At 71.5% G+C, this 20,745-nt stretch carries 21 protein-coding genes and 3 tRNA genes; 16 read left to right on the forward strand and 8 right to left on the reverse strand.

What is annotated here, in order from left to right:
* Positions 1–113: 113 nt before the first annotated feature.
* Complete coding sequence (locus tag ACIGXO_RS16645) at positions 114–581, reverse strand: SSI family serine proteinase inhibitor (protein WP_399786488.1); 468 nt, start codon at positions 579–581, stop codon at positions 114–116.
* A 271-nt stretch (positions 582–852) separates the two neighbouring features.
* Between ACIGXO_RS16645 and ACIGXO_RS16650 the strand changes: the two genes are divergently transcribed.
* From ACIGXO_RS16650 to ACIGXO_RS16660, 3 genes are all read left to right on the forward strand, one after another.
* A tRNA-Ser gene (locus ACIGXO_RS16650) sits at positions 853–943 on the forward strand.
* A 149-nt stretch (positions 944–1,092) separates the two neighbouring features.
* A tRNA-Arg gene (locus tag ACIGXO_RS16655) sits at positions 1,093–1,165 on the forward strand.
* 147 nt (positions 1,166–1,312) lie between these two features.
* A tRNA-Arg gene (locus ACIGXO_RS16660) sits at positions 1,313–1,385 on the forward strand.
* 60 nt (positions 1,386–1,445) lie between these two features.
* On the opposite strand, the gene ACIGXO_RS16665 is transcribed toward ACIGXO_RS16660, so the two are convergent.
* Entirely contained in the window at positions 1,446–2,216 is a 771-nt protein-coding gene (locus tag ACIGXO_RS16665; RefSeq protein ID WP_399786491.1) for an NAD(P)H-dependent oxidoreductase, read from the reverse strand.
* Positions 2,217–2,287: 71 nt separating this feature from the next.
* On the opposite strand from ACIGXO_RS16665, the gene ACIGXO_RS16670 reads away from it, so the two are divergent.
* The 9 genes from ACIGXO_RS16670 to ACIGXO_RS16710 all read left to right on the forward strand — a co-directional run bounded on the left by ACIGXO_RS16670 (position 2,288) and on the right by ACIGXO_RS16710 (position 13,580).
* A complete protein-coding gene (locus tag ACIGXO_RS16670) occupies positions 2,288–3,322 on the forward strand; it encodes a GlxA family transcriptional regulator (RefSeq protein WP_399786494.1) in 1,035 nt (344 codons plus the stop codon).
* Positions 3,323–3,333: 11 nt separating this feature from the next.
* Positions 3,334–4,236, forward strand: coding sequence for a DUF2797 domain-containing protein (locus ACIGXO_RS16675; protein ID WP_399786497.1), 903 nt, complete (start codon positions 3,334–3,336; stop codon positions 4,234–4,236).
* Positions 4,140–5,138 (forward strand): amidohydrolase family protein, encoded by a 999-nt coding sequence (locus tag ACIGXO_RS16680; RefSeq protein WP_399786500.1) that lies wholly within the window; start codon positions 4,140–4,142, stop codon positions 5,136–5,138. The genes ACIGXO_RS16675 and ACIGXO_RS16680 overlap by 97 nt, the downstream gene beginning before the upstream one ends.
* Positions 5,139–5,431: 293 nt before the next feature.
* Positions 5,432–6,184 (forward strand): response regulator transcription factor, encoded by a 753-nt coding sequence (locus ACIGXO_RS16685; RefSeq protein WP_399786502.1) that lies wholly within the window; start codon positions 5,432–5,434, stop codon positions 6,182–6,184.
* A gap of 26 nt (positions 6,185–6,210) precedes the next feature.
* Entirely contained in the window at positions 6,211–7,740 is a 1,530-nt protein-coding gene (locus ACIGXO_RS16690; protein WP_399786505.1) for a sensor histidine kinase, read from the forward strand.
* A 26-nt stretch (positions 7,741–7,766) separates the two neighbouring features.
* Positions 7,767–9,050, forward strand: a complete 1,284-nt coding sequence (locus tag ACIGXO_RS16695; protein WP_399786508.1) for a glycosyltransferase — start codon at positions 7,767–7,769, stop codon at positions 9,048–9,050.
* Positions 9,050–11,140 carry a glycosyltransferase family 39 protein gene (locus ACIGXO_RS16700; protein ID WP_399786510.1) on the forward strand — a complete coding sequence of 697 codons (2,091 nt, stop codon included), beginning with the start codon at positions 9,050–9,052 and terminating at the stop codon, positions 11,138–11,140. The genes ACIGXO_RS16695 and ACIGXO_RS16700 overlap by 1 nt, the downstream gene beginning before the upstream one ends.
* Before the next feature lie 85 nt (positions 11,141–11,225).
* The gene (locus ACIGXO_RS16705; protein WP_399786512.1) at positions 11,226–12,752 is read left to right on the forward strand and encodes an MFS transporter; all 1,527 of its coding nucleotides are present in this window, start codon (positions 11,226–11,228) and stop codon (positions 12,750–12,752) included.
* Between the two features lie 54 nt (positions 12,753–12,806).
* A complete protein-coding gene (locus ACIGXO_RS16710; RefSeq protein ID WP_399786515.1) occupies positions 12,807–13,580 on the forward strand; it encodes a TetR/AcrR family transcriptional regulator in 774 nt (257 codons plus the stop codon).
* Positions 13,581–13,590: 10 nt separating this feature from the next.
* On the opposite strand, the gene ACIGXO_RS16715 is transcribed toward ACIGXO_RS16710, so the two are convergent.
* From ACIGXO_RS16715 to ACIGXO_RS16725, 3 genes are all read right to left on the reverse strand, one after another.
* Positions 13,591–14,427 carry a YceI family protein gene (locus tag ACIGXO_RS16715; RefSeq protein WP_399786518.1) on the reverse strand — a complete coding sequence of 279 codons (837 nt, stop codon included), beginning with the start codon at positions 14,425–14,427 and terminating at the stop codon, positions 13,591–13,593.
* 194 nt (positions 14,428–14,621) lie between these two features.
* Positions 14,622–17,249, reverse strand: coding sequence for an MFS transporter (locus ACIGXO_RS16720; protein WP_399786521.1), 2,628 nt, complete (start codon positions 17,247–17,249; stop codon positions 14,622–14,624).
* 8 nt (positions 17,250–17,257) lie between these two features.
* Positions 17,258–17,791, reverse strand: a complete 534-nt coding sequence (locus tag ACIGXO_RS16725; RefSeq protein ID WP_399786524.1) for a MarR family winged helix-turn-helix transcriptional regulator — start codon at positions 17,789–17,791, stop codon at positions 17,258–17,260.
* A 325-nt stretch (positions 17,792–18,116) separates the two neighbouring features.
* Here ACIGXO_RS16725 and ACIGXO_RS16730 point away from each other — a divergent pair, with 325 nt between their 5' ends.
* The gene (locus ACIGXO_RS16730; RefSeq protein ID WP_399786527.1) at positions 18,117–18,329 is read left to right on the forward strand and encodes a hypothetical protein; all 213 of its coding nucleotides are present in this window, start codon (positions 18,117–18,119) and stop codon (positions 18,327–18,329) included.
* A gap of 108 nt (positions 18,330–18,437) precedes the next feature.
* Here the strand turns inward: ACIGXO_RS16730 and ACIGXO_RS16735 are convergent, their stop codons facing one another.
* Entirely contained in the window at positions 18,438–18,740 is a 303-nt protein-coding gene (locus ACIGXO_RS16735) for a hypothetical protein (RefSeq protein WP_399786530.1), read from the reverse strand.
* Positions 18,737–18,871, reverse strand: a complete 135-nt coding sequence (locus ACIGXO_RS16740) for a hypothetical protein (RefSeq protein ID WP_399786533.1) — start codon at positions 18,869–18,871, stop codon at positions 18,737–18,739. Before ACIGXO_RS16740 ends, ACIGXO_RS16735 begins: the two co-directional genes overlap by 4 nt.
* Before the next feature lie 296 nt (positions 18,872–19,167).
* On the opposite strand from ACIGXO_RS16740, the gene ACIGXO_RS16745 reads away from it, so the two are divergent.
* The 3 genes from ACIGXO_RS16745 to ACIGXO_RS16755 all read left to right on the forward strand — a co-directional run bounded on the left by ACIGXO_RS16745 (position 19,168) and on the right by ACIGXO_RS16755 (position 20,121).
* Positions 19,168–19,434: a GntR family transcriptional regulator gene (locus ACIGXO_RS16745; protein ID WP_399786536.1), complete on the forward strand. Its 267-nt coding sequence runs from the start codon at positions 19,168–19,170 to the stop codon at positions 19,432–19,434.
* A gap of 76 nt (positions 19,435–19,510) precedes the next feature.
* Entirely contained in the window at positions 19,511–19,858 is a 348-nt protein-coding gene (locus ACIGXO_RS16750; RefSeq protein WP_399786539.1) for a DUF6247 family protein, read from the forward strand.
* A complete protein-coding gene (locus ACIGXO_RS16755; protein WP_399786542.1) occupies positions 19,855–20,121 on the forward strand; it encodes a hypothetical protein in 267 nt (88 codons plus the stop codon). Before ACIGXO_RS16750 ends, ACIGXO_RS16755 begins: the two co-directional genes overlap by 4 nt.
* Positions 20,122–20,202: 81 nt before the next feature.
* Here the strand turns inward: ACIGXO_RS16755 and ACIGXO_RS16760 are convergent, their stop codons facing one another.
* A complete protein-coding gene (locus ACIGXO_RS16760; RefSeq protein WP_399786545.1) occupies positions 20,203–20,397 on the reverse strand; it encodes a DUF6881 domain-containing protein in 195 nt (64 codons plus the stop codon).
* Between the last annotated feature and the right edge of the window lie 348 nt (positions 20,398–20,745).

Consider the following 20,745-nt stretch of genomic DNA (forward strand, 5'->3'; position numbering starts at 1 on the left):
TTTTCACGGGAAGCGGAACCCCCTCTTCTGTCCGGCCCGCCTCCGGCCCCTGTCTCCCGGTACCGCCCTGACGTCGACTTTTGAGCCGACTTGGGCTCCGGCGGCGGGCTCTCCTAGGAGGCGGCGGAGGGCAGCAGCGGGACGAGCTTGTCCCAGCGGCCGATCTCACAGCCGTTGTCGCGCTTGAAGGTGGCGTCCACCGGGCGCCCGGCCCAGCGGCCGGTGACGTGCGCGGTGGCCGGTCCGCCGTACTGCATCGTGCACTGCGCGTCGGGCGGGACGGGCGCGAAGGGGTCCTTGCCCCAGCGCGTCACCTTGTCCAGCGCCCGGCACGCCTCCGCCGCCTTGGGGTGATCGCCGCCGGCGGGGTGGCACTTCAGTTCGTGCGTTCCGTCCATGGCGGTACTTCCGGAGTCGGTGACGGTCACCGTCAGGTGGTCCCCGCCGTTCGACAGCGGGACCGGCATCAGCCGGTGCTGCTCCGACGGGGGGACGGCACCGGCCGTCGGCGCGCCGACGGCGGGCACGATCGCGCAGGTGGCGGCGGTCAGGACGAGTGCGGCAAGGCGGCGCAGCGCCATCGGGCTCTCCAGGGCGTGGGACACAGGGACGGGAGGGGGCGGGCACCCCCTGTCCTCTTAACGCTCCACCGCGCCGTACGTTGCGCAACCGGGCGACCGCGCACCGCCACCGAGCCCCGCGAATCGGTCGCCATCGGCGGTCCGTACCGGCGGGAAGTGCTTTGCCGAGCGGCCCGTGCGCCTAGTACCGTAGAGCTCGATTGGTGACAGCACGCTGAGCTGTGCCATCATCTGCACACACCACATCGCGTTCGCGCGGGTGGCGTTGCGTGGAGGCGTCGCCTAGTCCGGTCTATGGCGCCGCACTGCTAATGCGGTTTGGGTCTTAAAGCCCATCGAGGGTTCAAATCCCTCCGCCTCCGCACTGTGGGTGAAGCCCCGGCCAGCTGGTCGGGGCTTCGCTGTTTTCGCAGGTCGGACGGGGCCCGGGCAATGGATTTCGCGCTACGCCCCGGCTCATGTAATGTTGTTCCCGCAACGCCGACCGGCCGGAAGATGGCCGGGAAGTCAAGCGCTCGTAGCTTAACGGATAGAGCATCTGACTACGGATCAGAAGGTTGCAGGTTCGAATCCTGCCGAGCGCACAGTGCGCCGAAAGCCCCGTCGAGAGATCGACGGGGCTTTCGCGTTGCCGCCGTCATCGTCCGGGGCAGCGTTTTCGTTGTGCGTCACCGGTCATGTAATGTTGTCCGCGCATCGCTGCCCGGTCGAACAGATGACCGGAAAGCCAGGCGCTCGTAGCTTAACGGATAGAGCATCTGACTACGGATCAGAAGGTTGCAGGTTCGAATCCTGCCGAGCGCACAGTGTGCGAAGCCCCTCCGGGAGACCCGGAGGGGCTTCGTCGTTCCCGGGGCGTGCGTGTCACGCGTCCTCGTGGATGCCGAGGTCCTCCCGGCCCGGGGCGAGGTGGGGGTGGAGGGTCAGGTTCGCGTCGTAGTCGCCGCCGTTCTGGGTGCGGTACGGGATCGGGGGCGTGGTGGCCAGGGTGCGCAGGCGCTCGCGCAGCCGGCCGGCGGCCTCGGCGTACTGCTCGGGGGAGAAGCGGTTGGCGCCGGCGACGAGGAGCGGGGGCAGCACGGACATGCCCGCGTACCAGAGCGTGCCGTGCTGGAGGGGGAAGAGGATGGCGTCCAGGCCGCCGTTGATGCCGCGCGGGCCCATCTCGCGCTCGCGGGCGCCGACGGTGAGCACGACCATGGCGCGCTTCCCGGCGAGCCGGCCCTCTCCGTAGCGCAGCGTGCGCCCGGTGGCCTCGTCGAAGACGCCGTATCCGAAGCCCTTCACGAAGACGCGGTCGAACCAGCCCTTGAGGATCGCGGGCATTCCGTACCACCACAGCGGGAACTGGATGATCACCGTGTCCGCCCAGTCGAGCTTCTCGTGCTCGGCGGCGATGTCGGGGGCGAGGCGCCCGCTCTCGTACGCCTCGCGGGAGTGGTTGGCGACGTCCAGGCGCTCGGCCGGGTCGTGGCCGTAGTCGTCGGCGTCCACGACCGGGTTCCACTTCATCGCGTACAGGTCGGAGACCCGGACCTCGTGCCCTTCGGCGCGCAGGGCGGCGATGCCGTCGTCCTTCAGGGCACCGTTCAGGGAGCGCTGCTCGGGGTGGGCGAAAAGCCAGAGAATCTTCATGTCCTCGATCGTCCGCGGCCCGGTGACCCGAAACGAGTGGCCTGATGGCCATGGTGTGAAAGAATCGGGCCATGGGTGCTTTCACGGAGAGCGGGCGGCACCGGGTCGCGGTCCTGGTGCGGCACGGTCTGCTGCCGATGGAGCTGGGCATCGTCCACCGGATCTTCGGGCAGGCCAGGTCGGCCGCGGGGGAGCCGCTGTACGAGGTGGTGACCTGCGCCGTCGAGCCCGGTGAGGTGCGGACGGACGTCGACTTCACGATCAATGTGGCGCACGGGCCCGAGACGCTGGCCGAGGCGGACACGGTCGTCGTGCCGGCCTCGCACGAGGACTACGACCCGGAGGACGGGCGGCTGGCCGCGCCGCTCGCCGCGGCGCTGGGCCGGATCAGGCCGGGGACCCGGGTCGCGTCGATCTGCACGGGCGCCTTCGTGCTGGCCGTCGCGGGCCTGCTGGACGGCCGGCGGGCCACCACCCACTGGCGGTCCACGGAGGACTTCCGGCGGCTGTTCCCCGCGGTGCGGGTGGACCCCGATGTGCTCTACACCGAGGACGGCAACGTCCTGACCTCGGCCGGCGTCGCCTCCGGTATCGACCTCTGCCTGCACATGGTGCGCAGCGACCACGGCGCCGCGGTGGCCAACGAGGTCGCGCGGAGCACGGTCGTGCCGCCGCACCGCGAGGGCGGCCAGGCACAGTTCATCCGGCGCCCGGTGCCCGAGCCCCAGTTCGCCACGACCGCCAGGGCCCGGGCCTGGGCCCTGGAGCAGCTGCACCGGCCGCTGAGCCTGCGCGAACTGGCCGCGCGCGAGTCGATGAGCGTACGGACCTTCACCCGGCGGTTCCGGGAGGAGGTCGGGGTCTCGCCGCTGCAGTGGCTCACCCAGCAGCGCATCGAGCGGGCGCGGCACCTGCTGGAGGAGACGGACCTGTCGGTGGACCGGGTGGCGGCGGACGCCGGGTTCGGCACGGCGGCGTCGCTGCGGCAGCACCTGCAGGTGGCGCTGGGGGTGTCGCCGAGCCAGTACCGGAGCACGTTCCGGGGACCGGGGACAGGACCGGGAACGGACGCCGAGCGCGGGGAACGGGCCGTGTCCGCGGTGTGAAGGGCGGGACCATGTGGCGGTGCACGGGACCCCGGTGGACGGACGGCGCCTTCGGGCTCGGCTGGTATCACCAGGAGCGCGGCGAGGAGCGGCGGAGCGCGCTGCCGGCCGGCAAGCCGCTGGCGTTCGCCCTGGAGGGCGAGCGGCGCTGCCTCGGCGTGCGGCGGGCCGGCCGGTGGACCGTCTGTCCGTACGGCGCGGTGCTCGACGGGGCGGGCGCACGCGACCAGTGTGCGGACTGCGCGCGGCTGGACCGTTCGCGGTCGGTGGCCGCGGACACGATGGCGGACGATCCGCGCCCGTACGGCGTGTACCTGGCGTACTTCGGGCCCGGGCTGCTGAAGGTCGGGATCACCGCGGCCGAGCGGGGCGCGGCGCGCCTCCTGGAGCAGGGCGCGGTCGGGTACTCCTGGCTCGGACAGGGGCCGCTGATGGCGGCGCGGCGGGCCGAGGCGCTGCTGGGGAGCGCGCTGGCGGTACGGGACCGGTTCGGGAAGGCGGAGAAGCGGGCGGCGCGGCGGGCCCTGCCGCCCACCGCCGAGCGGGCCGCCGCGCTGGCCGCGCTGCACGAGGAGGCCCGGTCGCTGCCGGGCTGGCCGGAGGCGCTCCGGGCGGCGCCGTACGCGTATGTCGATCATTCCGAGGTGTTCGGGCTCGACCGCATTCCGGCGGAGCCGGGGGACGTGGGGGAGGTCCGTGCGCTGCGGGCGGGGGACGAGATCGTCGGCGCGGTGCTGGCGGCGGCCGGATCGGACCTGTACCTGGACCGGGCCGGTACGGGGCCCGTACTCGTCGTGGACGCCCGGCTGCTGGCCGGATGGGTGCTGCGGGCCGCGGCCGGGAAGGTGACCACGGCGGACGTGGTCCGCGCGGGCAGCGGTACGGACGAGGGACGGCAGGAGGGGTTGTTCTGAGCGCGTCGGAGAGGCCGGGCGGGGCGGCGGCCGAAGGGGACGAGCGGGTCGGGGAGTTCTGGCGGGAGCTGGGGCTCCCCGGGCTGATCGACGTGCACACGCACTTCATGCCGGAACGGGTGCTGGCCAAGGTCTGGGCGTACTTCGACGCGGCCGGGCCGCTGGTGGGCCGGGAGTGGCCGATCACGTACCGGTACGAGGAGGAGGAACGTCTCGCCGTGCTGCGCGGCTTCGGCGTCCGCGCGTTCACCTCGATGATCTACCCGCACAAGCCCGGCATGGCCCAGTGGCTGAACGGCTGGGCCGCCGATTTCGCCGCCCGCACGCCGGACTGCCTGCGGACCGCGACGTTCTTCCCCGAGGACGGCGCGGCCGCGTACGTACGGGGCGAACTGGCGGGCGGGGCGCGGATCTTCAAGGCACATGTGCAGGTCGGCGGGTACGACCCGGCGGACGAGCGGCTGGACGAGGTGTGGGGGCTGATCGAGGACGCGGGGGCGCCGGTCGTCGTCCACTGCGGTTCGGGGCCCGCGCCGGGCAAGCACACCGGGCCCGAGCCGGTCGGCCGGGTACTGGCCCGGCACCCGCGGCTGCGGCTGGTCGTCGCGCACATGGGGATGCCGGAGTACACCGACTTCCTCGACCTGGCCGAGCGCTACGAGAGCGTGCACCTGGACACGACGATGGCCTTCACCGACTTCGCCGAGCGGGCCGCGCCGTTCCCGCGGGAGGAACGCGGGCGGCTGGCGGACCTCGGCGACCGGGTCCTCTTCGGCAGCGACTTCCCCAACATCCCGTACGGCTACGCGCACGCGCTGGAGGCGCTGACGCGGGTGGAGCTGGGCGACGACTGGCTGCGCGGGGTCTGTTACGGCAACGCGGCCCGGCTGCTGGGGCTCTGAGCCCGCCCGGGCGTCCGCGGCCGGGGTCCGAGGCCGGGTATCCGCGGCCGGGTGTCCGGGGGCGGGCGTCCGAGGCCGGGTGTCCGGGGGCGGGCGTCCGCGCCGTCCGCAGGCCCACCGCCCCCGCGCTCAGGGCCGATTGTCAGTGGTGCCTGCCATGCTTTTACCAGTGAGACCGGCTGGACCGCGCGGGGGGCGGCCCAGCCGGTCATGCACCCCGCTGCCTGCGTTTCTCAGCAGATTCACAGAAAGCCGAAAGGGGGTTCTCAGAGGCCGCGGCCAGGCTGGTGGGCATGACTGCCACTGCCGGATCGCCGCCCTCCGTGAAGAAGCAACCGGAACTGCTGCGCCCCGACGGGAGCCCGGTGCGCGTGCTCGTCGTCGACGACGAGGCGTCGCTCACCGACCTGCTGTCGATGGCACTGCGGTACGAAGGCTGGGACATCCGCTCCGCCGGGGACGGCGCGAGCGCGCTGCGGGCCGCGCGCGAGTGGCGGCCGGACGCGGTGCTCCTGGACGTCATGCTGCCCGACCTGGACGGCCTGACCGTACTGGGCCGGCTCCGCCGCGACCTGCCCGATGTGCCCGTCCTCTTCCTCACGGCCAAGGACGCCGTGGAGGACCGCATCGCCGGGCTGACCGCGGGCGGCGACGACTACGTCACCAAGCCGTTCAGCCTGGAGGAGGTGGTCGCCCGGCTGCGCGGGCTGCTGCGCCGGGCCGGTGCCGCCGCCGTACGGCCCTCGTCGGTGCTCGCGGTGGGCGACCTCGTGCTGGACGAGGACAGTCATGAGGTCTCGCGCGGCGGGGTGGACATCCACCTCACGGCCACGGAGTTCGAGCTGCTGCGGTATCTGATGCGCAACCCGCGCCGGGTGCTCAGCAAGACCCAGATCCTGGACCGGGTCTGGTCCTACGACTTCGGCGGCCAGGCCAACGTCGTCGAGCTGTACATCTCCTACCTGCGGCGCAAGATCGACGCGGGCCGCAGCCCGATGATCCACACGCGGCGCGGCGCGGGATATCTGATCAAGCCCGGCGAGTAACGGTCATGTCCCGTACTGGCGCGGTCATGTCCCGTACTCCCGGCGGCCGTTCCGGACGCCGCCCGTGGTCGCTGCGCACCCGCCTGGTGGTCGCTGCCGTCGCGCTGATCGCCGTGGTCGGCACGGTCATCGGTACGGTCACCGCCATCGCGCTGCACGACTATCTTCAGGGGCAGTTGGACGGCCAGCTGCGGGAGTCCGTGCACCGTGCGGAGGGCGGCCCGATCGGGCGCGACCCGCTGCGGCAGGACTCCCTCGACTTCGTCGCGATCCCCGGCCAGCCCGTGGGCACCGTCGGTGCCCACGTCCAGGCGGACGGCACCATCGACAGCGGCGCGAAGAGCAACGACTCCCGGAGCCGGGTGCTCTCCGAGCACCTGGACGGCCTCGGCGCCGCGCAGCTCCGGGCACTGGCGACGGTCCCGAGGGACGGGCGGCCGCACACCGCGGCCCTGCCCGGGCTAGGCGACTACCGGGTCACGTCCTCCAAGGACGGCTCGGTCGTCGTCGGACTGCCGCTGGACCAGGTCCAGGGCACCGTCGGCACGCTCATCGTGGTCGAGGTCTGTGTGACGGCCGCCGGACTGATCGCGGCGGGCCTCGCGGGCGCCTCCATGGTCGGACTCGCGCTGCGGCCGCTGCGCCGGGTCGCGGCCACCGCCACCCGGGTCTCCGAACTCCCGCTGCACCGGGGCGAGGTGGCGCTGCACGAGCGGGTGCCGGCGGCCGAGGCGGACCCGCGTACCGAGGTCGGCCAGGTGGGCGCGGCGCTCAACAGGATGCTGGGGCACGTCGGTTCGGCGCTGGCCGCGCGTCAGGAGAGCGAGACGCGGGTACGGCAGTTCGTCGCCGACGCCAGCCATGAACTGCGCACGCCGCTGGCCTCGATCCGCGGCTATGCCGAGCTGACCCGGCGCGGCCGCGAGGACCCCGGCCCCGACACCCGGCACGCGCTGGGCCGTATCGAGTCCGAGGCGGCCCGGATGACCGGGCTGGTGGAAGACCTGCTGTTGCTCGCCCGGCTGGACGCGGGACGCCCGCTCTCGTATGCGAGCACCGATCTCTCGCCGCTGGTCGTGGACGCGGTCAGCGACGCGCGCGCGGCCGGCCCCGGCCATCACTGGCGGCTCGAACTCCCCGAGGCGCCGGCGCTCGTACGGGCGGATGCGGCACGCCTGCACCAGGTACTGGTCAACCTCCTCGGCAACGCGCGCACGCACACGCCGGAGGGCACGACGGTCACCGCGCGGGTGGCCAGGCGCGGCCCGTCCGTCCTGCTGGAGGTCGTGGACGACGGCCCGGGCATACCGGCGGCGACGCTGCCGCACGTCTTCGAGCGGTTCGCGCGCGGCGACGCCTCGCGGTCGCGGGGCGCCGGGAGTACCGGCCTCGGCCTGGCCATCGTCCGCGCGGTGGTGGCCGCGCACGGCGGCGAGGTGGGCGTGGACAGCGCCCCGGGACGCACGGTCTTCACGGTCACGCTGCCCGCCGAACCGGCCCCGCAGGCCCCCGCCGTGGACTCACAGGCAGGCCACAGCCTCACCACACGGTCGTGACAGCGGGGCCGACGAACGTCGGTCCCATGACGACGACACAGCCGACGCCCACGTCGCTGGGCTCCCTGCCGCCGCGCGAACACCTGCGTCCCGGCCGCACCACGACCGTCCTGGACGTCGTGATCCCGGTCTACAACGAGGAGCGCGACCTCGAACCGTGCGTACGGCGGCTCCACGACCACCTGGCCCGCACCTTCCCGTACGGCTTCCGGATCACCATCGCCGACAACGCGAGCACAGACCTGACCCCCGAGGTCTCGGCCCGGCTCGACGACGAGATCCCCGAGGTCACCGCGGTACGGCTGGAGCGGAAGGGCCGCGGCCGGGCGCTGCGCACCGTCTGGTCGATGTCCGGCGCGCCCGTCCTCGCGTACATGGACGTGGACCTCTCCACCGACCTGAACGCGCTGCTGCCGCTGGTCGCGCCGCTGATCTCCGGCCACTCGGACCTCGCCATCGGCTCCCGGCTGGCCCGGAGTTCGCGTGTCGTGCGCGGCCCCAAGCGGGAGTTCATCTCGCGCGGCTACAACCTGATCCTGCGCGGCTCGCTGGCCGCCCGGTTCAGCGACGCGCAGTGCGGGTTCAAGGCGATCCGCGGCGACGTGGCCGAGCGGCTGCTGCCGATGGTCGAGGACACCGGCTGGTTCTTCGACACGGAGATGCTGGTCCTCGCCGAGCGGGCCGGGCTGCGCATCCACGAAGTACCGGTGGACTGGGTGGACGACCCCGACAGCACGGTGCACATCGTGAAGACCGCGACCGACGACCTCAAGGGCGTGTGGCGGGTGGGGCGCGCGCTGGCCACCGGCGCGCTGCCGCTGGACCGGCTGGCCCGGCCCTTCGGCGACGACCCGCGGGACCGGCAGCTGACCGGCGTACCGGGCGGCCTGGCCCGCCAGTTGGTCGGCTTCTGCGTGGTCGGCGTGCTCAGCACGGTCGCGTACCTCCTGCTGTACTCGCTCTTCCGGCTCGGCGTCGGGCCGCAGCTCGCCAACGCGCTGGCGCTGCTGGTCTCCGCGTTCGGCAACACCGCGGCCAACCGGCGGCTGACCTTCGGCGTACGGGGCCGCGACCGCGCGGTCCGCCACCAGGCGCAGGGCCTGGTCGTCTTCGCCATCGGACTGGCCCTGACCAGCGGCTCGCTGGCGGCCCTGAACGCGGCGGCCGGCACCCCTTCGCACGGTACGGAGCTGGCGGTACTGGTCGCCGCGAACCTCGCCGCGACCGTGCTGCGCTTCCTCCTCTTCCGCGCCTGGGTCTTCCCGGGCACCGCCGCCGCGCAGGACGGCACCACCGACAGGAGCTCCTGATGACCGCCCCACCGACGTACGAGACCCGGCGGCCGGAGACGCCGCCCGGGCCGCCGGCACCGGAGCGGCGCGCCGACCCCCGCTGGGCCCGTCCCGGCCTGCTGCTCCTGCTCGCCGTCACCGCCGTGCTCCACCTCTGGGACCTGGGCGCTTCCGGGTACGCCAACCAGTTCTACTCGGCGGCAGTGCAGGCCGGCAGCGAGAGCTGGAAGGCGTTCTTCTTCGGCTCCTCGGACGCCGCGAACTCGATCACCGTGGACAAGCCGCCGGCCGCGCTGTGGCCGATGGCCCTGTCGGTGCGGCTCTTCGGGCTCGGCTCCTGGCAGATCCTGGTGCCCGAGGCGCTGATGGGCGTCGCGACGGTCGGCGTGCTGTACGCCATCGTGCGCCGGCGCTTCGGCGCGGGCGCCGGACTCCTCGCGGGCGGCGCGCTGGCGATCACTCCGGTCGCCGCGCTGATGTTCCGCTTCAACAACCCCGACGCGCTGCTCTGCCTGCTGATGGTCTGCGCGATCGGCTGTGTGCTGCGCGCCCTGGAGGACGCGCGGACGAAGTGGCTGATCCTGGCCGGGCTCTGCTTCGGCCTCGCCTTCCTCACCAAGACGCTCCAGGCGTGGCTGATCCTGCCGCCGCTGGCCGTGGTGTACGCGGTCTGCGCGCCCACCACCGTACGGAAGCGGATCGGGCAGCTGCTGCTCGCCGGGCTCGCGCTCCTCGTCTCCGGCGGCTGGTGGGTGGCGCTCGTGGAGCTGTGGCCCGCGTCCTCGCGCCCGTACATCGGCGGCTCGCAGCACAACAGCTTCCTGGAGCTGACCTTCGGCTACAACGGGCTGGGCCGGATCAACGGCAACGAGACCGGCAGCGTCGGCGGGGGCGGCGGTGGCCGGGGCGGCGGCGGTGGCGGCTGGGGCGAGACCGGCATCGGCCGGCTCTTCTCCGCCGACATGGGCGGCCAGATCTCCTGGCTGCTGCCCGCGGCCTTGGTGCTGCTGATCGCGGGGCTGTGCGTACTGTGGCGGGCCCGGCGCGCGACGGACGCCCTTGCCGCGCAGCGGCGGGACGCGTTCTGGGTCTGGGGCGGCGCGCTGCTGATGACCTTCGCGACCTTCAGCTTCATGTCCGGGATCTTCCACCAGTACTACAACATCGCCCTGTCCCCGTACATCGCGGCGCTGGTCGGCATGGGCGCCGCGGTGCTGTGGCAGCGGCGGCGGCACGTCGCGGCGACGGCGGTGCTCGCCGTGACGGTCGCGGGCACGGCGGTCTGGTCGTACGTCCTGCTGGACCGGTCGCCGACGTGGCTGCCGTGGCTGCGCTGGGTGGTGCTGGTGGGCGGGCTGTTCGCGGCGGTCGCGCTGGCGGTCTTCGGGCGGGGCACCTCGGGCGCCGGGCGCCGGCTGGCCCTCGGCGCCGCCGGGCTGGGCCTCGCGACCTCGCTGGCCGGCCCCCTCGCGTACACGCTGAACACGGTGACCACCCCGCACACGGGCTCGATCATCACGGCCGGGCCTTCGGTCTCCGGAGGCATGGGCGGTCCGGGCGGTATGCGCGGTCCGGGTGGCATGGGCGGGAAGCCCGGCGGCGACGGCGGTCCGCCCGGAATGCCGGGCGGCCAGAACCCGAAGCAGAACGGGCAGAAGGGCCCGCAGGGAGGCGGCTCCCGCATGGGCACCCCGCCGCCCGGCCTGCGCGAACGCGACGGTATGCGAGGCGGCGGCATGGGCGGCCTCCTCAACGGCAGCCAGGTCAGCGCCGAGGTGAAGGCGAAACTCCTGGCGAACGCCGACTCGTACACCTGGGCCGCCGCCTCCATCGGCTCGCAGAACGCCGCCAGTTACCAGCTGGCGACCGGCAAGCCGGTCATGGCGATCGGCGGCTTCAACGGCAGCGACCCGTCCCCGACGCTCGCGCAGTTCAAGGAGTACGTGAAGGCGGGGAAGATCCACTACTTCCTGGGCGGCGGCATGGGCGGCGGCCCGGGCGGCAATTCGGGCGGCTCCTCCAAGATCACGTCCTGGGTGTCGCAGCACTACAAGAAGGTCACCGTCGGCAGCACCACGCTCTACGACCTGACCGCTCCCCGCTCGTAAAACGAAGCTCATCAATCGAATGTACGGCGTATAGGGCGCCCCTGTACGGTGTAAAGCATCCGCTCGCACTGTACAGGGAGCCCGTATGTCCTCCGTGGCCTCCGCCGCGACCTCCGCCGAGAGCCCGCCGCGCCATCCCACGCGCTGGATCATCCTCGGCGTCATCTGCCTCGCGCAGCTCACCGTCCTCCTCGACAACACCGTCCTCAACGTCGCCGTCCCCTCCCTCAACAAGGAGCTGGGCGCGACCACCGCCGACATCCAGTGGATGATCAACGCCTATTCGCTGGTCCAGTCCGGCCTGCTGCTCACGGCCGGCAACGCCGCCGACCGCTACGGCCGCAAGAAGATGCTGGCCATCGGCCTGGTGCTGTTCGGCGTCGGCTCGGTGTGCGCCGGTTACGCGCAGTCCGCCGGCCAGCTGATCGCCGCCCGCGCCGGCATGGGCATCGGCGGCGCCCTGCTGATGACCACCACCCTCGCCGTCGTCGTCCAGATCTTCGACAACGAGGAGCGACCCAAGGCGATCGGCATCTGGGGAGCGGTCAACTCCCTCGGCTTCGCCGCCGGGCCGCTGATCGGCGGCACCCTGCTCGACCACTTCTGGTGGGGCTCGATCTTCCTGATCAACATCCCCGTCGCGGTGCTCGGCCTGATCGCCGTGCTGAAGCTGGTACCGGAGTCCAAGAATCCCTCCGGGGACCGTCCCGACCTGCCCGGCGCCCTGCTGTCCATGATCGGCATGGTCGCCGTGGTCTTCGCGATCATCTCGGGCCCCGGCCACGGCTGGTTCTCCGCCCGCGTGCTCGGCTCCGCCCTCGTAGGCATCCTCGCGCTCGCCGTCTTCGCCCGCTGGGAGCTGCACACCCCGCACCCGATGCTGGACATGCACTTCTTCCGCGACCGGAAGTTCGTCGGCGCCGTCGCGGGCGGCATCCTCGTCGCGTTCGGCATGGGCGGCTCGATGTTCCTGCTCACCCAGCATCTGCAACTGGTGCTCGGTTACGAGCCGCTGGAGGCGGGGCTGCGCATCGCGCCGCTCGCCCTGACCGCGGTGGTCCTGAACTTCTCCGGCCTCGCGGGCCGCCTGATGGTCAGGCTCGGCACGCCGCGGACCATAGCCGTCGGCATGACCCTGCTCGCGGGCGGCCTCGCGGCCGTCTCGCTCTCGGGCGCCGGCTCCTACAGCGGCATGCTCACCGGACTGATCGTCATGGGCATCGGCGTCGCGCTCTCCATGCCGGCCATGGCCAACGCCATCATGTCCGCGATACCGCCCGCCAAGGCCGGCGTCGGCGCCGGCGTCAACGGCACGCTCATGGAGTGCGGCCAGGGCCTGGGCGTCGCCGTGCTCGGCGCGGTGCTCAACTCCCGCTTCGCGGCGCTGCTCCCGGCGGTCGCGGCCGGCGCCGGCTCGCTGCCCGCCGCGCTCGCGGCAGCCCGTACGGACGCGGACCGCGCCGCCGTGCGGGACGCGTTCGCGACCGGTATCCAGACCAGTCAACTGGTGGGCGCCGCCGCGGTGTTCGCGGGCGGCCTGCTCGCCGGCGTGCTGCTCGGCCGCGCCGAACGCGCCGAACGGTCGGGGCGCCCCCGCGCCGAAGCGGAATAGCATCGAGGCGGCAGGACCGCGTACGACCAGTTCAGCGATGAGGGAGGGCCGGCCATGGAAGCGACGGGCAGCCGCGCCGGGAAACCACGGAAGAGTGTCTGGCTGACCGAACGTCCGCCGCTGAAGCGGAAGGCGGACCAGCCGGCCGGACTGGATCTGGACAAGATCGTCGAGACCACGGTCCGGCTGCTCGACGCGGAGGGGCTCGCGAAGTTCTCCATGCGCCGGCTGGCCGCCGCGCTCGGCGTCACGGCGATGTCCGTGTACTGGTACGTCGACACCAAGGACGACCTGCTGGAGCTGGCCATCGACGCGGTGGCCGGCGAGATCGACCTGCCGGACGAGAACGACCCGGAGGCGGACTGGCGCGACCACCTGCGGCACCTGGCCGCCGAGTACCGCAAGGTGCTGGTCACCCACCGCTGGGCGCCGCGGCTGCTGGGGGAGTACCTCAACGTGGGCCCGCACGCGATCGCGTTCTCCAACGCGACGCTGCGCGTCATGCAGGGCAGCGGGCTCTCCCCGGAGGAGATCTCCGGGGCGCTCGGCGCCGTCTTCCAGTTCGTCTACGGCTTCAGCACGATCGAGGGACTGCACGAGGAGCGCTGCCGGGAGACCGGCAAGAGCCTGGACGAGCACTTCCGGGAGGTGATCGGGGCGGTCCAGGGCCGCCCGGAGTTCGCCGAGACGATGGAGATGTCGGCGAAGGCGCTGGAGATCCAGCAGGGCGTCGGCGTCCGCGAGATGCGCGAGCGCGACTTCGCGTACGCGCTGGACGTGCAGATCGCGGGCATCGAGGCGCTCCGCGACCGGGGCCGCGGAGCTTAGGGAGGGGTACTCAGCCGGCCATCGGCAGCGAGTCCCCCTGGACCGCCTGGATGTCCAGCTCCACCTTCAGGGTGGTGCCGATGGCGGCGATACCGGCCGCCACGACCTGGTTGTAGTTCATCTTGAAGTCCTCGCGGTGCAGCTCGGCGGTGGCGCTGAACGCCGCCCGCGTGCCGCCCCACGGGTCCGGGCCCGTGCCCAGGTACGACAGGTTCAGGTCCACCGGGCGCTCGACGCCGTGCAGCGCGAGGTCGCCGTGCACGATCCAGCGGTCCGGCCCGGCCGCCTCCAGACCCGTGGAGCGGTAGGTCAGCTCCGGGTAGGTCTCCACGTCGAGGAAGTCGGCGTTGCGCAGGTGGCCGTCGCGCATCCCGTTGCCGGTGTCGATCGACGAAGCCTTGATGACCGCCTCGACGCGCGACTTCTCCACGTCCTCCGCGATGTCGATCCGGCCGGAGAACTCCGTGAACCGGCCGCGCACGCTGGAGATCCCCAGGTGCTGTGCGGCGGCGGCCACCGACGAGTGCATCGGGTCGATCGTCCACGGTCCGGGCGGCGGCAGCTCCGCGCCGCCCTGCCGGGCCAGCGTCACGTTGCCGATGTCCATCCGGCCGCTCGCCGTCACGATCGAGGTCGAGGCGACCGGCGCGTAGCCCACGGCCGTCACGATCACCGTGTACGGTCCGGGCTGCAGCGGGGCCGCGTCGCGCACGACGCCGTCCTCGTCGGCCGTGGCGCGCAGGACCTGCGTGCCCGTCATGTCCGTGACGGTCAGCACCGCGTGCTTGACCGCCCAGCCGTCGCGTGTCCGGACCTGTGCCCGAACGCCCGCGCCAGTCGAACTCATACCCACTCCCGATTCGTGCTTGGTACATGTGGGCCCCGGCCGGCGGCGTGCAGGCCGTCCCCTGCCTTTGCGCCCGCCGCCGCCGGGGCCCTTGGTCCGGCCCGGGGCGCGTCTCCGCTCAACGCGCGCCCCTGGGCCGGGGCTGTGCTCTCAGGGCTTTCCGCCCTGGCCCCCGTTCGATCACCCGGCCGGTCTCAGTCGCCCGGGTGGGCCAGCTCGACGTCGTAACCGTCGACCCCGCCCGCATCGACCGACAGCGCGTTGGCCACCGGCGGGTACCCGCTGGCGATCACCGTGTAGTCGCCGGAGTCCAGGTCGGTGAAGGCGTACGCGCCATCGGCACCGGTCGTGGAGGTCGCCACGACGTTGCCCGCCGCGTCCACCAGCGTGACCCGCGCGTCCGGCAGGGGACGGCGGTCCGCACCGGCCCGGACGATGCCCTGGACGCGGGCGCCGGACTGCAGCGCGATCTCGATGCGGGTGGTGCCCTGGCCGCTGACCTCGACCGGCTGCGCGGTCGGCCGGAAGTCGGTGGCGTTCACCGCGACGGTGTACGTACCGGCGGCCAGCTCGTCGAAGGCGAAGTTGCCCTCGACGCCGGTCTTGCCGGTCGCCAGCACCTCACCGCGGACGTCCGTGACCACGACCATCGCGCCGTCCACCGGCTGGCCGGTGACCACGCTGCGGACCTGGCCGCGCAGGCCGCTGGTGCCGCTGAGCAGGATGTCGTAGCCGATCGGCTGGTCGCCGACGACGACCGTGGACGCCTGCGGCTGGTGGCCGTCGGCGGCCGCGATCAGCACGTACGAGCCGGCGCCGGGGGCGTTCAGTACGTACGAGCCGTTGGCCTGGGCCACCGAGCGGCCCAGCTGGCGGCCGCTGAGGGAGATCAGCGTGACCGCGGAGCGCGGGACCGGGCTGCCGTCACCGTTGCGGACGAAGCCGGTGATGGCCGGGCCCTCCGGGGTGCCGGGGTCGCCGGCGGAGGCGTACGCCGCCAGCGGCTGGGCCTGGGTGGCCGCGGCCGGCTGGGCCTGGGCCCACGACGGGGTGTGCTCGTCCGGGGCGACGGACGGGGCGCCGACCAGGGCCGGCTCCAGCGCCTCGGTCGAGGCGGCCGAAGCGGCGGCCGGAGCGGCGGCCGGGGCGGCCGCGGCGTCGGCCGGAACCGCCGTCGCGTCCGTGCCGGCGCCGGACGCCGTGGCGTCCGAGCCGTCGTCGGAGGACTGTGCCAGTCCACCCTTGGTCTTCAAGGCGACCTCCTTGATGAAAAGCGTCAGAAGGAAGGCGAGCAGCGCGCACGGGGCGGCGATCAGGAAGATGTCCGCGACCGCGTGCCCGTAGGCGCTCTCCATGACCGTCCGGAGGGGCGCCGGCAGGGCGTCCAGGTCCGGGATGCCCCCGCCGCCGGCACCGGACTGCGCCGCCTTGGCGGCCGCCGGTCCGAGGTCGGCCAGGCCGTCCTTGACGTAGTGCGTGACTCGGGTTGCCAGCACCGCGCCGAGCGCCGAGACACCCACCGCACCGCCGAGGGAGCGGAAGAAGGTGACGACGGACGAGGCGGAGCCGAGGTCCTGCGGGGCGACCTGGTTCTGCGTGCAGAGCACCAGGTTCTGCATCATCATGCCGATGCCGAGACCCATCAGGGCCATGAAGATCGCGACGTGCCAGTACTCGGTGTCGTACCGGATCGTGCCCAGCAGGCCGAGGCCCGCGGTCACGAGTACGCCACCGGAGACCAGCCACGCCTTCCACTTGCCAGTCTTGGTGATGACCTGGCCGGACACGGTCGAGGAGAGGAACAGGCCCGCGATCATCGGGATGGTCATCACGCCGGACATCGTCGGCGACTTGCCGCGCGCCAGCTGGAAGTACTGGCTGAAGAAGACGGTGCCGGAGAACATCGCGATACCGACGAACAGCGAGGCCAGCGAGGCGAGCGTGATCGTCTTGTTGCGGAACAGCCGCAGCGGGATGATCGGTTCGGCCGCCCTGGTCTCGACCAGGATGAAGATCAGCGCGAGCACGACGGCACCGCCGACCATGGCACCGGTCTGCCAGGACATCCAGTCGTACTTGTCACCGGCCAGGGTGACCCACACCAGCAGCAGGCAGACCGCCGCGCTGATGAAGAAGGCGCCCAGCCAGTCGACCTTGACGCCCTCGCGCTTGACGACGGGGAGCTTCAGGGTCTTCTGCAGCACGATCAGCGCGATCACCGCGAAGGGCACGCCGACGTAGAAGCACCAGCGCCAGCCGAGCCAGTCGGTGTCGGTGATGACACCGCCCAGGAGAGGGCCGCCGACGGTCGCCACGGCGAACACGGCGCCCAGGTAACCGCTGTACCGTCCCCGCTCCCGCGGGGAGATCATCGCGGCCATCACGATCTGAGCCAGGGCGGACAGACCGCCCACGCCTATGCCCTGCACGACGCGGCAGGCGATCAGCATGCCGCTGTTCTGCGAGAGGCCGGCGACGACCGAGCCCGCGACGTAGATGATCAGCGAGAGCTGCACCAGCAGCTTCTTGCTGAACAGGTCGGAGAGCTTGCCCCACAGCGGAGTGGTCGCCGTCATCGCCAGCAGCGACGCGGTCACGACCCAGGTGTAGGCACTCTGCCCACCATCCAAATCGTGGATGATCTCCGGCAGCGCATTCGACACGATCGTCGAAGAAAGAATGGCGACGAACATACCGAGCAGCAGCCCGGACAGCGCCTCCATGATCTGGCGGTGCGTCATGGGCGCTCCGGCGGAGGCATCCGTGCCGTCTCCGCGCTTGGCGTGGCCGCCCCGCACACCGGCTGGTGTGGTTGTAGCCATGTAATTCCTTATCGTCCTGCTGATGTACGGGTGGTTTGGCTGCGCGTGACGTCCGTACGCGTGATCTCCGTACGCGTGACGTCGGTACGCGTGGGTTCCTGGTGCGCCCGGGTGCGGCAGTCGCCGAAGCTCTCGTGCAACTTCGCGAGCAGCTCGTTCAGCCGGCCGACGTCGTCGTCGGACCAGTCGTCGAGGTACCGGGCGAGGGATTCTGTGTAACGGACGGACAGCTCGGCGAGCAGTTCGCGTCCGCGGTTTGTCAGTCGCAGCAGCCTGGACCGCTTGTCCAGAGGGTCGGGCTCCCGCTCGATCCAGCCGCGCTCCGCGATGTGGGCGACGTGCCGGCTGGTCACCGACATGTCGATCATCAGCAGCTCGGCCAGCTTGCTCATCCGCATCTCGCCGTACCGGTCGAGGATGGTGAGCACGCCTACCGAGGCGGGCGGGCAGTCGTGGGGCAGGATGCGCCCGAGCTCGCGTTTCACGGCACCGATGGCGCTGAGTTGCCTGGCCAGCTCCTGGTACTGACCCTGCGCGGCCATGGGCACCTCCACACGTCTTTTGTTGCTTGAGGCAACCATAGAACCACTTGGTTGCCGAAGGCAAACGAATGCTCGCTTCATGAGGTAAAGGAACCCAAAAAGATGCACCGTGCACGAGTCAAGGGAATGGTGATGGCCCGCAAAACTGCAGGTCAGAGCGGTGTGCACACGCCCTCACCGGGGCATACGGAGCCCCCTCGTGCCCCTCCGCCGCTTTGCGGCGCTCTGACCGGCTCGGCACCGTCGCCCGCCCGCCCGGGCCGCGGCCGCACTTCGACCGACTGGGGGTGTCCGGCTACCCACCAGTTCGCTAGGGTCTCGCCCTATGGCGAACAACCCGCAGACGCCCGACGGCAACCACGACCCGGCCGGCAGCACGCAGATGTTCCGCGCCTTCGTCGACGAAGGCGCCCCCCAAACCCCCCGCACCGCCGCGGCCACCCCGCCGTCCACTTCGGGCCCCCGCGCGGGCATCATCATCGGCGTAGTCGTAGCCATCGTGATCATCGCGGCGGCCGCTTGGCTGGCCCTGGCCTGACGGCCCGACTCTCCCCCTCTTCCTGTCTGTTACTTGTCACCACGTCGGACGGCGGTGCCCCCCTCGGGGCACCGCCGTCTTCTGCGTACTAGCCGTGTACTACGCCCACTAGCTGTCGCCGCGCCTCGCTGCTCGACTCTCCGCAATCCGAAGCGCATCCCGCAATGCCTCGACAAGTCCGTACGCGAGGCAACGCAACTCATTGGGGCGCGCCCTGACTCCCCGCCCCTGCACGCCGAGTACTTCACTCGCCCGCTCGACCAGCCGCGCCCCCAGCGCAAGCTGCACCGCCTCCACCTCATCGGCCAACCGCGCGACGTACCCGCTCCCGTCCGCATCCGTCGACAGATAACACCGCCGCCCATCGACCCCGACCCAGGGCAGCAACCGCAGCCGCTCCACCTCGCTCACGACGCGTACACCGAGAAGCCGCCGTCGTACGCGAAGAGCCGAGCGGCTTGCTCCCGCGCCCGCCGCTCAGCGACGACGAGGTACGGCCGTACGAGCCGGGACGCGTCCCCGTCGATCACCTCATCGAGCACTCGCGGAGGGGCGGCGATGCTCGGGAGGGAAACAAGAGGCGTACGACCAACAACAGGCGATGTAGGCACGGACGAGGAGAACAGTTCCCTCACCCGTGCCACGACGCGAACGATACGGTGACGCATGTCGGCGCTCCTGGAAGAAGACGGCGTTGACCACGCCCCGGGGTCGTTGCCGCGACCGCCGGGGTTCCTCGTGTGTGGGAGGGTAGTGCATCCGTGGCACACCTTACTAGGGTGTATCAGGCCCTATCATCGCTCGCTTGATATGCACTGCCTTGCCTAGCCTTGTTCGAGTGATCGATTTTGCTCCCGACCGACCCCGCTGGCGACAGGTCGCCGACGTAATCCGCAAGCGGATTGCTGATGGCACGTATCCAGCCGGAACCAAGGTTCCCTCGGTCCTGAAGCTCCAGGAGGAGTTCGGGATCGCCACGGCGACAGCACAGAAGGTGCACCGCGGACTGCGGGCAGAAGGGCTGATCTACACCGAGGTCGGCATGGGCTCCTTCGTCTCGAAGCAACTCCCGGCCGGCTTCGCGGACGGGCCGCCGGGCGGCTGAGCGCACACGATCGGCACCCACCCGGCGATCCGACCGCTACCGTGTGGGTACCGAACCGTCCGCAACGGAGGACACCGTGAGCGCGCAGCCCGACGGTCCGCACGGACCGCTGATCCCGATGCCCGACCTCACGCCCGATGCCCTGCGGGCCGCCGTGTCCCGCATCGCTCCGAGTCGGGTATCTGCCCTCACCCAGCACCTCTTCGAGGCGACGACGAACGCTCAGCAGACGCAGAGCCTCGCCCCTCTCCGCGCCTTCGTCCACTCCTGGGCCGTCTTCATCGCGATCGAGCGGTACCCCGAACGCGCCGCCCGTCTCCATGAACTGGAGCGCATCGTCGATGCGGGGGACCAGGACCCCACAGAGGCCATCGCCGAGATTCGGCGGATCCGCGAGGCGGCGGAGAAAGAGGCCGGGCTGTGACCCACGGCGACTGGACGTGGGACTACAACCCGAGCAAGGACTACGTCGCCGGAGGACTGCCGCTCGGGGCGACAGCGGAGGTGGAGCGCCTGGCATCCGAACTCGCCGCGCTGGGGCGCGACGCGGTCAAGGTAGGCCGGCCGATCGACCGCGAGGGCGGCCTGCGGGAGTTCGACATCCTGGGCGGCCGCGGCTTCATCAGCTTCCTCGCCGTACCCCGCCACGAGTGCATCTACATCTGCAACATCACCTGGTACGGCTGACGCCCCACCGCTCTGCCACACGCGCAGCGAATACGAGCGCCCCAGAGGAGCGCGCACCAGCCGCCCCTACTCGCCCATCAATCATTCGGGCCAAACCGATTGCCCCCACGCGGACTCGAACTCCTCGCGCTCGATGATCTCCGCAGCGAACTCACTCTGCGCCGCCACGTCCTCGATCCTTCCAACCGGGGCCTCGCTCAGGCCGATCTCACCGGACTCATGCAGACAATCCGCCTTCAACCTGCGCCCGTCCCGATAAACCTGCACCTTCCGCACTTCATACCCATCACCCCCCCACCTCGCTGTAGAACACGATCGCCTCATCCAGAAACTCGTGAACCCAGCGAACCTTCCAGTACTCGCGTGGCCGGACACATCCAGATCGCATCGCTAGTGGCCCAGGTAGCGGCCCAGCCAGTGCCACTCCTCACCGCGATCCTGTAGGAGGGTCAGCCCGTTAGTGAGGCAGGTGTGGAGGGTGCTGTCGTCTCGCCGTACGGGCCCCTGCTCAGACAGAGGGCCGCCAGTGATTACAAGAGTCCAAGGATCCCCTGTTGTCGTCATTCGCTCGCCATCGCATTTAATGAGAACTGAAACTCCTGTGTTTGCCAGTTCTTTCATCAG

The sequence above is a fragment of the Streptomyces sp. NPDC053542 genome (assembly GCF_044544685.1).
Classification (GTDB): Bacteria; Actinomycetota; Actinomycetes; order Streptomycetales; family Streptomycetaceae; genus Streptomyces.

What these genes read in the sequence shown, in the direction of transcription:
- ACIGXO_RS16710 (WP_399786515.1), top strand. Translation starts at nt 12,807, where the DNA reads ATGGAAGCGACGGGCAGCCGCGCCGGGAAACCACGGAAGAGTGTCTGG.
- ACIGXO_RS16695 (WP_399786508.1), top strand. Translation starts at nt 7,767, where the DNA reads ATGACGACGACACAGCCGACGCCCACGTCGCTGGGCTCCCTGCCGCCG.
- ACIGXO_RS16730 (WP_399786527.1), top strand. Translation starts at nt 18,117, where the DNA reads ATGGCGAACAACCCGCAGACGCCCGACGGCAACCACGACCCGGCCGGC.
- ACIGXO_RS16675 (WP_399786497.1), top strand. Translation starts at nt 3,334, where the DNA reads ATGTGGCGGTGCACGGGACCCCGGTGGACGGACGGCGCCTTCGGGCTC.
- ACIGXO_RS16720 (WP_399786521.1), bottom strand. Translation starts at nt 17,249, where the DNA reads ATGGCTACAACCACACCAGCCGGTGTGCGGGGCGGCCACGCCAAGCGC.
- ACIGXO_RS16670 (WP_399786494.1), top strand. Translation starts at nt 2,288, where the DNA reads ATGGGTGCTTTCACGGAGAGCGGGCGGCACCGGGTCGCGGTCCTGGTG.
- ACIGXO_RS16725 (WP_399786524.1), bottom strand. Translation starts at nt 17,791, where the DNA reads ATGGCCGCGCAGGGTCAGTACCAGGAGCTGGCCAGGCAACTCAGCGCC.
- ACIGXO_RS16700 (WP_399786510.1), top strand. Translation starts at nt 9,050, where the DNA reads ATGACCGCCCCACCGACGTACGAGACCCGGCGGCCGGAGACGCCGCCC.
- ACIGXO_RS16690 (WP_399786505.1), top strand. Translation starts at nt 6,211, where the DNA reads ATGTCCCGTACTCCCGGCGGCCGTTCCGGACGCCGCCCGTGGTCGCTG.
- ACIGXO_RS16715 (WP_399786518.1), bottom strand. Translation starts at nt 14,427, where the DNA reads ATGAGTTCGACTGGCGCGGGCGTTCGGGCACAGGTCCGGACACGCGAC.
- ACIGXO_RS16685 (WP_399786502.1), top strand. Translation starts at nt 5,432, where the DNA reads ATGACTGCCACTGCCGGATCGCCGCCCTCCGTGAAGAAGCAACCGGAA.
- ACIGXO_RS16705 (WP_399786512.1), top strand. Translation starts at nt 11,226, where the DNA reads ATGTCCTCCGTGGCCTCCGCCGCGACCTCCGCCGAGAGCCCGCCGCGC.
- ACIGXO_RS16665 (WP_399786491.1), bottom strand. Translation starts at nt 2,216, where the DNA reads ATGAAGATTCTCTGGCTTTTCGCCCACCCCGAGCAGCGCTCCCTGAAC.
- ACIGXO_RS16645 (WP_399786488.1), bottom strand. Translation starts at nt 581, where the DNA reads ATGGCGCTGCGCCGCCTTGCCGCACTCGTCCTGACCGCCGCCACCTGC.
- ACIGXO_RS16680 (WP_399786500.1), top strand. Translation starts at nt 4,140, where the DNA reads ATGGGTGCTGCGGGCCGCGGCCGGGAAGGTGACCACGGCGGACGTGGT.